The organism is Variovorax restrictus (assembly GCF_051216715.1).
Lineage (GTDB): Bacteria > Pseudomonadota > Gammaproteobacteria > Burkholderiales > Burkholderiaceae_C > Variovorax.
The window spans coordinates 411,192-423,035 of record NZ_JBPJZH010000002.1 but is presented as its reverse complement, the minus strand read 5'-3'; the positions used below and the strand labels follow the sequence as shown (position 1 = coordinate 423,035).

The 11,844-nt window shown below is 66.0% G+C and carries 9 protein-coding genes; all 9 read left to right on the top strand.

All coding sequences use genetic code 11. The features are described 5' to 3' along the window. Nucleotides 1-150: 150 nt before the first annotated feature. The 9 genes from ACSFA0_RS16595 to ACSFA0_RS16555 all read left to right on the top strand — a co-directional run bounded on the left by ACSFA0_RS16595 (nt 151) and on the right by ACSFA0_RS16555 (nt 11,837). Nucleotides 151-873: a GntR family transcriptional regulator gene (locus tag ACSFA0_RS16595; RefSeq protein WP_435451368.1), complete on the top strand. Its 723-nt coding sequence runs from the start codon at nt 151-153 to the stop codon at nt 871-873. Between the two features lie 45 nt (nt 874-918). Next, nucleotides 919-2,415 carry a nucleobase:cation symporter-2 family protein gene (locus ACSFA0_RS16590; protein ID WP_435451367.1) on the top strand — a complete coding sequence of 499 codons (1,497 nt, stop codon included), beginning with the start codon at nt 919-921 and terminating at the stop codon, nt 2,413-2,415. A 63-nt stretch (nt 2,416-2,478) separates the two neighbouring features. Then, on the top strand, nt 2,479-3,921 hold the full coding sequence (locus ACSFA0_RS16585; protein ID WP_435451366.1) for an NCS1 family nucleobase:cation symporter-1: 1,443 nt from the start codon (nt 2,479-2,481) through the stop codon (nt 3,919-3,921). Nucleotides 3,922-4,093: 172 nt separating this feature from the next. After that, entirely contained in the window at nt 4,094-5,404 is a 1,311-nt protein-coding gene (locus ACSFA0_RS16580) for a C4-dicarboxylate transporter DctA (protein ID WP_435451365.1), read from the top strand. Nucleotides 5,405-5,511: 107 nt separating this feature from the next. Continuing rightward, on the top strand, nt 5,512-6,603 hold the full coding sequence (locus ACSFA0_RS16575; RefSeq protein WP_435451364.1) for an AI-2E family transporter: 1,092 nt from the start codon (nt 5,512-5,514) through the stop codon (nt 6,601-6,603). A 110-nt stretch (nt 6,604-6,713) separates the two neighbouring features. Beyond that, a complete protein-coding gene (locus ACSFA0_RS16570) occupies nt 6,714-9,014 on the top strand; it encodes an NADP-dependent malic enzyme (protein WP_435451363.1) in 2,301 nt (766 codons plus the stop codon). Between the two features lie 161 nt (nt 9,015-9,175). Continuing rightward, entirely contained in the window at nt 9,176-10,201 is a 1,026-nt protein-coding gene (locus ACSFA0_RS16565; RefSeq protein ID WP_435451362.1) for an ABC transporter substrate-binding protein, read from the top strand. After that, nucleotides 10,201-11,067: an ABC transporter ATP-binding protein gene (locus tag ACSFA0_RS16560; protein WP_435451361.1), complete on the top strand. Its 867-nt coding sequence runs from the start codon at nt 10,201-10,203 to the stop codon at nt 11,065-11,067. The genes ACSFA0_RS16565 and ACSFA0_RS16560 overlap by 1 nt, the downstream gene beginning before the upstream one ends. Beyond that, on the top strand, nt 11,067-11,837 hold the full coding sequence (locus ACSFA0_RS16555; RefSeq protein WP_286644604.1) for an ABC transporter permease: 771 nt from the start codon (nt 11,067-11,069) through the stop codon (nt 11,835-11,837). Before ACSFA0_RS16560 ends, ACSFA0_RS16555 begins: the two co-directional genes overlap by 1 nt. Nucleotides 11,838-11,844 lie beyond the last annotated feature (7 nt).

The following is an 11,844-nucleotide window of genomic DNA, read 5'->3' as shown; positions in this document are numbered from 1 at the left end:
TGCACCGACGTGGCGCTGCCCGACCCGCGTCGACCCAGAGAAAACGCTAATTGCGCACCATCTTTGTATACAGATAACGTTCGCAATATGGCATGCAATTTGCTCCGCCATCGCATCCCGGTCACGTGCGCCGGCTCACGCAGGAGGACCATGTCGTCGGACCCACCACTCGCCTCGGCCATGGCACCTGCCGCAGACCGGCAAGCCAGCATCGAAGAGATCGCCCAGGACATCACCACCGCGATCGTCGAGAAGCGCCTGCCGCCCGGCACCTGGCTGCGGGAAGAAGCCCTGGGGCGGGTCTACGGCGTGAGCCGCACCAAGATCCGCGCCGCGCTGCTGACGCTGTCCAAGGAGAAGCTGATCGAGATGATTCCCGACAAGGGCGCCTTCGTCAGCAAGCCCAGCGTGCAGGAGGCCCGGGAGGTGTTCGGCATTCGCCGCCTGCTCGAGAGCGAGGTGGTGAGGCTGCTGACCGCCAAGGCCAAGCCGAAGGACTACCAAGCGCTGGAACAACACGTGCGCGCCGAACGCGCCGCGTTGCGCACCTCGCCGCACGGCACGGTGCGCGAGAAGCTGCTGGGCGACTTCCATGTGGCGCTGGCCGAGGCCACCGGCAACCACACGCTGGCCGAGCTGGTGCGTGAACTCGTGGCACGCAGTTCGCTCATCGCCATGCTCTACCACTCGTCCAACGACTCGCACTGCTCGCACGACGAACATGCAGGCTTCCTGCGCCTGTGCCGCAGCGGCGACACCGAGGCGGCCGTCGCCAGCATGACCGAACACCTCACACGCATCGAGGCCAGCCTTCAGCTGTCGCCCGACCGGCCCGACCGGCAACTCGATCTGGTCAAGGCGCTGCTCGCCTGAACGCTTTCTTTCGCACGTCCTTCAGTCGTCAACAGGAGATTCGCCATGAGCACCGTTTCGCCCCCCGCCCCCGCGGCGGTTCACCCCGTCGACCAGCACCTGCCTCTCGGCAAGGTCACGGCCCTCGGCCTGCAGCATGTGCTGGTGATGTACGCCGGCGCGGTCGCGGTACCGCTGATCGTCGGCCGCGCGCTCAAGCTGAGCCCGAGCGAGGTTGCGCTGCTGATCTCGGCCGACCTGTTCTGCTGCGGCATCGCCACGCTGATCCAGTCGCTGGGCGCCACGCAGTGGTTCGGCATCAAGCTGCCGGTGATGATGGGGGTGACCTTCGCCTCGGTCGCACCGATGGTCGCCATCGCCAATGCCAACCCGGGCATCGCGGGCGCGCAATTGCTCTTCGGCTCGATCATCGGGGCCGGCGTGATCTCGATCCTGATCGCGCCGGTGGTGAGCAAGCTGCTGCGCTTCTTCCCGCCGGTGGTGACTGGCACGATCATCGCGGTCATCGGCATCAGCCTGATGCGCGTGGGCATCAACTGGATCTTCGGCAACCCCTTCGGCCCGACCGCACCGGCCATCGTCGACCCGGCCTACGCCAAGTGGCTGGCCGACGTCACCTCGCCCGGCAGCGCGATCCCGCCGGTGCCCAAGGGCTTCGCCATTCTGCCGACCGTGCCCAACCCGAAGTACGCCGACCTCACCGGCTTCGGCGTGGCCGCGCTGGTGCTGGTGTCCATCCTGCTGATCGTGAAGTACGCCAAGGGCTTCATCGCCAACATCTCGGTGCTGCTGGGCATCGCGATCGGCGGGGTCGTCGCCACGGCCATGGGCATCATGACCTACGAAAAGGTGGGCAAGGCGCCGTGGTTCGACGTGGTGCTGCCCTTCCACTTCGGCATGCCGCAGTTCGACCCGATCCTGATCCTCACGATGACGCTGATCATGATCGTCGTGATGATCGAATCGACCGGCATGTTCCTGGCGCTCGGTGAGATGACCGAGCGCAAGATCGACCAGAAGGACCTGGCCAAGGGCCTGCGCACCGACGGCCTGGGCACACTCATCGGCGGGATCTTCAACACCTTCCCCTACACCAGCTTCTCGCAGAACGTCGGCTTGGTGGCCGTCACCGGCATCAAGAGCCGCTACGTGTGCGTGGCCGGCGGCGTGATCCTCGTCGTGCTCGGCCTGCTGCCCAAGATGGCGGCGTTGATCGAATCGCTGCCCACGGTGGTGCTGGGCGGTGCGGGCCTCGTGATGTTCGGCATGGTGGCCGCCACCGGCATCCGCATCCTGTCGGGCGTGGACTTCAAGACCAACCGCCACAACCCGATGATCGTCGCGGTGTCGATCGGCGTGGGGATGATCCCGCTGATCGCGCCCAACTTCAAGCAATGGATGCCGCACGGCCTGCACTCGCTGATCGAGTCGGGCATCCTGCTGGCGTCGATCACGGCGGTGCTGCTGAACCTGTTTCTGAACGGCGCGAAGCATGACGAAGCGGCGATCATCGCCGCGGCCAAGCAGGCCGAGGCGCACTGAGCGCCGCGGCTACGCGCGCCTGAGGGGCGCGCCTGAATTCATCAACCAGGGAGGATAGAAGCCATGCAACAAGGGCATCATGGGGTCGCGGGCTCAGATCTGCGCCTCATCAACGAGGATCTCGCACCGGTCACGGGCGACAAGAAGACCTGGTCTTCGTACAGTGTTTTCGCGATGTGGATGTCCGACGTTCACAGCGTCGGCGGCTACACCTTCGCGGCCAGCCTCTTCCTGCTGGGCCTGACGGGCTGGCAGGTGCTCGCCGCCCTGGTGATCGGCATCTCGATCGTCAACGTGCTGATGAACTGGATCGGCAAGCCGAGCCAGCAGCACGGCATCCCCTACCCCGTGATGGCGCGGGTGAGCATGGGCGTGATGGGCGCCAACTTCGCCGCGTTGATCCGCGGCGTCGTAGGTGTCGTCTGGTACGGCGTGCAGACCTACTTCGCCTCCAAGGCCGTGGCCACGCTGGTGCTGGTGTTCTTCCCCGGCGCGGCTGCGTTGCAGGCCACCACGGTCCTGCGCCTCGACCTGCTGGGCTGGGGCTGCTTCTTCTTCATGTGGATCTTCCAGTTGCTGATCTTCCAGCGCGGCATGGAAGCGATCCGCAAGTTCATCGACTTCTGCGGCCCGGCCGTCTACGTCGTCATGTTCCTGCTGATGGGGTGGATCCTCTGGAAGGCCGGCTGGGATTCGCTCGACCTCTCGCTCAGCGACAAGGTGCTCACGGGCGCCGAGTCCTTCATCGCCATGGGCAGCGCGATCCTGCTGGTCGTGAGCTACTTCGCCGCGTTGCTGCTGAACTTCGGCGACTTCTCGCGCTACGCCAAGACAGAGCGCGACATGAAGGTGGGCAACTTCCTGGGCCTGCCGGTCAACTTCATCCTGTTCGCGATCATCGTGGTGGTGGTCACCGCCGGCAGCGCCAAGGTGTTCGGCCACATGGTCATGGACCCGATCGAGATCGTCTCGAAGATCGACAACAAGTGGGCCGTGGTGCTGGGCAGCGTCACCTTCATCATCGCGACGATGGGCATCAACATCGTGGCCAACTTCGTCTCGCCGGCCTACGACTTCGCCAACCTCTTCCCCAAGCACGTGGACTTCAAGCGCGGCGGCCTGATCACCTCGGTGCTGGCGGTGCTGGTGTGTCCCTGGATCTTCGTCGACAGCCCGAAGGCGATCACCATCTTCGTGAGCGTCTTCGGCGCGGTGCTGGCGCCGCTCTTCGGCGTGATGGTGGCCGACTTCTACCTGCTCAAGAAGCAGGTCGTGCATGTCGATGACCTGTACTCCATGGCCCCCGGTGGGCGCTACCACTACGATGGCGGCTGGAACAAGGTCGGCGTGACGGCGCTGATCCTGGCCAGCATCCTCTCGATCGGCTGGGAACTGTGCACGCAGTTGCTCAAGGTGCTGCCGGAGAACAACTTCGGCTGGGTCATCGGTGCGGTCGCGGGTGCGCTCATCTATCTGGCTTCGATGCGCATGGCGCGCCGCACCTGAGCCGCCTGCATCGCGGCGGCGCTGCACCGGGGCCGGTGCCTGGCCTCGCGGCGCGACGCGACGCACCACCCCGGGGAACTCCCGAACGTCGGGCGCGCCATGCAGTGGCACATTGCTTGCATACAAGAACGCGCGTTTCTTGTATTCAAACAACAGTAGGGAGTGTCACACCATGGTTCGCTTTGCGAAATCTCTGTTCGGGCAGGTCGTCATCGCCCTCGTCCTCGGCGTCGTTCTGGGGCTGACGGTTCCCGACTTCGCCGCCAAGCTCAAGCCGCTGGGCGACGGCTTCATCAAACTGATCAAGATGATCATTCCGGTGCTGGTGTTCTGCGTCGTGGTGCACGGCATCGCCGGCGCAGGCGACCTCAAGCGCGTCGGCCGGGTCGGCATCAAGGCGTTGATCTACTTCGAGGTGCTCACCACCCTGGCCCTGGTGCTGGGCCTGGTCCTGGCCTTCGTCTTCAAGCCGGGCGTCGGCATGAACGTCGACCCAAAGCTGCTCGATCCGTCGGCCATGAGCGCCTACGCATCGAACGCCGACAAGCTCACCAGCGGCGGCACGGTCGAGTTCCTCATGAAGCTCATCCCCAACACCGTGGTGCAGGCCTTCGCCACCGGCGACGTGCTGCAGGTGCTGCTTTTCGCCGTGCTCTTCGGCTGCGCCCTGGCCCTGCTGGGCGATCTGGGCAAGCCCGTGGCGGTGGTGATCGACACCATGTCGCTGGTGCTCTTCAAAATCATGGGAATCATCATCAAGCTGGCCCCGCTCGGCGTACTGGGGGCCATCGCCTTCACCGTCGGCAAGTACGGCATCGGTTCGCTCAAGCAGCTGGGCATGCTGGTGGCGCTGTACTACGCGTCGGTGCTCATCTTCGTGTTCGGCGTCCTGGGGCTGGTCATGCGCCTGTCCGGCTTCAGCCTGATCAAGCTGCTGCGCTACCTGCGCGAGGAGCTCGCCATCGTCTTCGCCACCACCTCCTCGGACAGCGTGCTGCCGCAGATCATGGCCAAGCTTCGACGCATGGGCGTGCGCGACTCCACGGTCGGCCTGGTGATCCCGACCGGCTATTCGTTCAACCTCGACGCCTTCTCGATCTACATCACGCTGGCGGCGGTGTTCATCGCACAAGCCACCAACACGCCGATCAGCATGTCCGACCTGCTCACGATCCTGGCGATCGCGCTGGTCACCTCCAAGGGTGCCCACGGCGTGCCGGGTTCGGCCATCGTGGTGCTGGCGGCGACGCTGCACGCCATCCCGGCGATCCCGGCCATCGGCCTGGTGCTGGTGCTGTCGGTCGACTGGTTCATGGGCATCGCCCGTGCGCTGGGCAACCTGATCGGCAACTGTGTCGCCACCGTGGCCATCGCTGCCTGGGAAGGCGACATCGACCGGGAACGCGCGCACGCGGTGCTCGACGGTCGGCTGGCTGCTGACGATGTCAACGAATTCCCGCCGTCGGTGCCCGCGACGCATTGACCGCAGGGGCGCGCCTCCCGCCCACGACCACATGCGCCTCGCGCTGACGCTGCGACGGCGGCGCGTGCAAGGCGGCAGGCCGCGCCTCGGCTAAAGTCGGGGCGCTCATGATCTCCCCCCCACTCCAGCGCGGTTTTTTCCTTTTCCTGCTGGCGGCCGTCACGGTCGCCTTCTTCTGGATCCTGCTGCCCTTCGGCGGCGCGGTGCTGTGGGGTGTGGCCCTGGCCATCCTCTTCAACCCGCTCTACAAACGGCTGCTGGCAAAGATGGGCAAGCAGCGGCGCACGCTGGCGGCCCTGGCCACCCTGGCAATCTGCCTGGTGATCGTTTTCCTGCCGTTGTCGATGATCGCCGCGTCGCTGGTGCAGGACGTGGCGACCGTCACGCAACGCATCCGCACGGGCGACCTCAACTTCGTCACCTACTTCCAGCAGGTCGTCAGTGCGCTGCCCCGGCCGCTGCTCAACCTGCTCGATCGCTTCGGGCTGGGCAACCTGGAAGGCCTGCTGTCCAAGCTGACCGACACCGCCGCGCAAGGCTCGCAGATGATCGCCCAGCAGGCGCTGAGCATCGGCCAGAACACTTTCGACTTCGTGGTGAGCTTCTTCGTGATGCTCTACCTGCTGTTCTTCCTGCTGCGCGACGGGGCCGACCTGTCCAAGACGATCCGCGAAGCGCTGCCACTGGCGCGTCCGCACACCCACTATCTGCTCAACAAGTTCACCACCGTGATCCGGGCGACCGTCAAGGGCAATGTGGTGGTCGCTGCCGTGCAGGGCACCATCGGCGGCATCGCCCTCGCGGTGCTCGGCGTACAGGGCGCGCTGCTGTGGGGCGTGGTGATGGCCTTTCTGTCGCTGCTGCCCGCCGTGGGGGCGGCGCTGATCTGGGCACCCGTGGCCATTTACTTCCTGGCCACCGGCGCGATCGCCAAGGGCCTCGGCCTGGTCTTCGTCGGCGTCTTCGTGATCGGCCTGATCGACAACATCCTGCGCCCGCTGCTGGTCGGCAAGGACACCCAGATGCCCGACTACGTCGTGCTGATCTCGACCATCGGCGGCATGGCGCTCTTCGGCATCAACGGCTTCGTGATCGGGCCGGTGGTGGCCGCCTTGTTCATGGCGGCGTGGAGTCTGTTCGCGACGTCGAATGAAACGGCCGACGCCCCTGGCGACAAGGACAACGCGCCGCCCATGTGACGCGCGTGCCGGGAGCAACGCTGACGGCCTCCGTGGGTACCCGCTGCAGGAGAACTCACCTTTGCGGTAGCCTTTCGTTCTGTTTTTTGCGACATCGAACGGAGAGCCCCATGGCCAGCAAACTGTCCCCCGCCGAAGAAGCGCTGCGCGAAGCCGCACGCGAGTACCACCGCAGCCCTGTTCGCGGCAAGATTTCCGTCACGCCGACCAAGCCGCTGCTGAACCAGCGCGACCTGTCGCTGGCCTACTCGCCCGGCGTGGCCTACCCCTGCCTCGACATCCAGGCCGACCCGAGCCTGGCGGCCGAGTTCACCGCACGCGGCAACCTGGTCGGCGTGGTCACCAACGGCACCGCGGTGCTGGGCCTGGGCAACATCGGCCCGCTGGCCGCCAAGCCGGTGATGGAGGGCAAGGGCGGCTTGTTCAAGAAGTTCGCGGGCATCGACGTGTTCGACATCGAGCTCGCCGAGAACGACCCCGATAAGCTGGTCGAGATCATCGCGGCGCTGGAGCCCACGCTGGGCGGCATCAACCTCGAGGACATCAAGGCGCCCGAGTGCTTCTACATCGAGAAGAAGCTGCGCGAGCGCATGAACATCCCGGTGTTCCATGACGACCAGCACGGCACCGCCATCATCTCGGCCGCCGCGCTCATCAACGGCCTGGAGCTGGTCAACAAGAAGATCGAAGACGTGAAGATCGCGGTCTCGGGCGCTGGCGCCGCCGCCATCGCCTGCCTCGACGTGATGGTCGGCCTGGGCGCCAAGCCCGCCAACATCTTCGCGGTCGACTCCAAGGGCCTGATCTACATGGGCCGGCCGGGCGGCTTCGACGAATCGAAGTCGCGCTACGCGCAGAAGGACAACGGCGACCGCACGCTGGCCGACGTGATGAAGAACGCCGACGTCTTCCTCGGCTGCTCGGCACCGGGCGTGGTCACGCAGGACATGGTCAAGAGCATGGGCACGCAGCCCATCCTGCTGGCGCTGGCCAACCCCGAGCCGGAGATCCGCCCCGAACTGGCCAAGGCCGTGCGCCCGGACTGCATCATCGCCACGGGCCGTTCGGACTACCCGAACCAGGTCAACAACGTGCTGTGCTTCCCGTACATCTTCCGTGGCGCGCTCGACTGCGGCGCCAGCAAGATCACCGAGGAGATGAAGCTCGCCTGCGTGCGCGAGATCGCCGAGCTGACCAAGGCCGACATCAGTGAGGAAGTGGCCACGGCGTATGCCGGCCAGGAACTGAGCTTCGGCCCCGACTACCTGATTCCCAAGCCCTTCGACTCGCGCCTGATCCTGCGCATCGCCCCCGCCGTGGCCAAGGCCGCGGCTGCCTCGGGCGTGGCCGCGCGCCCCATTGAAGACCTGGACGCCTACCGCCAGCACCTCACGCGCTTCGTCTACCAGACCGGCATGTTCATGCGCCCTGTCTTCACCGCCGCCAAGGCCGCGACGAAGAAGCGCGTGGCCTACGCCGAGGGCGAGGACGACCGCGTGCTGCGCGCCGCCCAGCAGGCGGTCGACGAAGGCTTGGCACGGCCGATCCTGATCGGCCGCCCGGCCGTGATCGAAGCGCGCATCAAGAAGGCCGGCCTGCACCTGCGCCTGGAGGTCGATGCCGACGTGGTCGACCCCGAGAACGACGCCCGCTTCCGCCAGTACTGGGAGGCGTACCACCAGCTCATGGGCCGCCGCGGCATCACGCCCGAAGCCGCCAAGAGCATGGTGCGCCGCTCGAACACCAGCATCGCCGCGCTGATGGTGCACCTGGGCGACGCCGACGCGATGCTGTGCGGGCTGGTCGGCCGTTTCGACAGCCACCTGAAGATCCTCGGCCAGCTGCTGGGCGTGCAGCGCGGTGCGCCGGGCTTCGCGACCATGAACGCGCTGACGCTGGAGAAGTACACCCTCTTCATTGCCGACACCAGCGTGCACGAAGACCCGACGGCCGAGCAGCTGGCGCACATCGCGCTCATGGCTTCCGAGGAAGTGCGGCGCTTCGGCCTGCCGCCCAAGGTCGCCTTCCTGTCGCATTCGAACTTCGGCACCTCCGAGCGTGGCTCCGCCCGCAAGATGCGCATCGCGCGCGACCTCTTCGCGCAACTGGCGCCCGACGTCGAATGCGACGGCGAGATGCAGGGCGACAGCGCGCTGTCCGAAGACATCCGCCGCCAGTCGCTGCCCACCAGCTCGCTCACGGGCGAAGCGAACCTGCTGATCTGCCCGAACCTCGACGCGGCGAACATCCTGTTCAACGTCCTGAAGATGACCGGTGGCAACGGCATCACCGTGGGCCCGATCCTGCTCGGCGCCTCGGCCGCGGCACACATCCTGACGCCGTCGGCCACGGTGCGCCGGGTGCTCAACATGACGGCGCTGGCCGTGGCCCAGGCCGCCATCCAGAAGTAACGCCTCGGCCGCCAACGCCCCGGTTCGGTGCGCCGTCCGGGGCGTTGTCGCAGGCGCATCGGGAACGCACCGGAATGGCGCGAAATGAAGGTTCGCACCAATGGCGTGCAGGCACCGATATTGCTTCAATCGGTGACATTCCATTGCAAGAGACCACCCTCATGAACAAGCGCCACCTGCTCCAGTCCTTCCTCGCCGCCTCGGCGCTTTGCTTCGGCGTGAGCGCTGCGCAGGCCCAGACCCCGATCAAGTTCCAGCTCGACTGGCGCTTCGAAGGCCCCGCCGCCCTCTTCACGCACCCCGCCGCCAAGGGCTACTTCAAGGCCGCCGGGCTCGACGTGGCTGTCGATGCGGGCAACGGCTCGGGTGGCACGGTCACGCGCGTGGCCTCGGGCGCCTACGAGATGGGCTTCGCCGACCTGGCCGCGCTGATGGAATTCCACGCCAACAACCCCGATGCGCCCAACAAGCCGGTGGCGGTGATGATGGTCTACAACAACACGCCGGCCTCGGTCATGACGCTCAAGAAGAGCGGCATCACCAAGCCGGCCGACCTGACCGGCAAGAAGCTGGGCGCCCCGGTGTTCGACGCTGGCCGCCGCGCCTTCCCGATCTTCGCCAAGGCCAACAATATCGGTGCGGTGCAATGGACCGCCATGGATCCGACGCTGCGCGAGACCATGCTGATGCGCGGCGACATCGACGCCATCACCGGCTTCACCTTCACCTCGCTGCTCAACCTCGAAGCCCGCGGCGCCAAGGCGTCGGACATCGTGGTGCTGCCCTACCCCGACTACGGCGTGAAGCTCTACGGCAACGTGATCATCGCGTCGCCGAAGATGATCAAGGAGAACCCCGAAGCGGTGAAGAAATTCCTCTCGGCCTTTGCCAAGGGCGCGAAGGAAGTCATCGCCAACCCGGCGGTGGCGATCGAGTCGGTGAAGGCGCGCGACGGCATCATCGACTCGAAGCTCGAGACGCGCCGCCTGCAACTGGCCATCGACACCGTGATCAACAGCCCCGACGCCAAGACCGAAGGCTTCGGCAACGTCAATGCCGGCCGCCTGTCGCTGATGGCATCGCAGGTGTCGGATGCGTTCAACACCAAGTCGCGCGTGAACCCCGACGCCGTCTGGAATGGCTCGATGCTCCCGAGCGCTGCCGAACTCAACATCCTGAAGAAGTAATGACCGACACGTCAGGCGCCGTTGCCGCCTCTGCGCCCTTCGTCGACTTCCAGGACGTCTGGCTCGCCTACAACGAGGAGCTGCTGCGCGAGAACCACTTTGCGGTCGAAGCCATCGACCTGAAGGTCAAGCGCGGCGAGTTCATCGCCATCGTCGGCCCGTCGGGCTGCGGCAAGTCCACCTTCATGAAGCTCACGACTGGGCTCAAGATGCCGTCGATGGGCCGCATCCGCATCGACGGTGCGCCGGTCACCGGGCCGCTGAAGATCTCGGGCATGGCCTTCCAGGCGCCGTCGCTGCTGCCCTGGCGCACCACGGTCGACAACGTGCTGCTGCCGCTGGAGATCGTCGAGCCCTACCGCTCGAACTTCAAGGCCAAGCGCAAGGAGTACGAAGAGCGCGCGCGCAAGCTGCTCCAGAAGGTCGGCCTCGCCGGCTATGAGGACAAGTTCCCCTGGCAGCTCTCCGGCGGCATGCAGCAGCGCGCGAGCATCTGCCGCGCGCTGATCCATGAGCCGAAGATGCTGCTGCTCGACGAGCCCTTCGGCGCGCTCGATGCCTTCACGCGCGAAGAGCTGTGGTGCATCCTGCGCGACCTCTGGACCGAGCAGCAGTTCAACGTGATCCTGGTGACGCACGACCTGCGCGAGTCCGTCTTCCTGGCCGACACGGTCTATGTGATGAGCAAGTCGCCCGGCCGCTTCGTGGTCAGGCGCGAGATCGAGTTGCCGCGCCCGCGCGAGCTGGAAGTGACCTACACCAAGGAGTTCACCGACATCGTGCTCGAGCTGCGCGGCCACATCGGCGCCATCCGGAACACCGGCATCAGCCAGGCGCAGACCGCGGCCGCAGGAGCCGCCTCATGATGAAGAACAGCAAGCAGATCGAGCGCTGGTCGCCCTGGTTCCTGCTGATCGCGGTGCTCTTGCTGTGGGAGATCGTCTGCCGCGGCTTCGGTGTGTCGGACTTCATCTTCCCGAGCCCCTCGCGCATCTGGGAGCAGTTCTGGGAGTTCAAGACCATCATCGCGGGACACGCCTGGCGCACCTTCTGGGTGACGATGGCGGGCTTCGGCCTGGCGATCGTGGTGGGCGTGCTGCTGGGTTTCGTCATCGGCAGCTCTCGCCTCGCGTACGCCGCGATGTACCCGCTGATGACCGCCTTCAACGCGCTGCCCAAGGCGGCCTTCGTGCCGATCCTGGTGGTGTGGTTCGGCATCGGCGTCGGGCCGGCCATCCTCACGGCCTTTCTGATCAGCTTCTTCCCGATCATGGTGAACATCGCGACCGGCCTCGCCACGCTCGAGCCCGAGCTGGAAGACGTGCTGCGCGTGCTTGGCGCCAAGCGCTGGGACGTGCTGATGAAGATCGGCCTGCCGCGCTCCATGCCCTACTTCTTCGCGTCGCTCAAGGTCGCGATCACGCTGGCCTTCGTCGGCACCACGGTGAGCGAGATGACGGCCGCCAACGAAGGCATCGGCTACCTGCTCATCTCCGCCGGCTCCGCCATGCAGATGGGCCTGGCCTTCGCCGGCCTGATGGTGGTGGGGGCGATGGCGATGGGCATGTACGAGCTGTTCAGCGTGATCGAGAAGCGCACCACCGGCTGGGCGCACCGGGGCTCGCAGGGCGAATAGGCGGCCT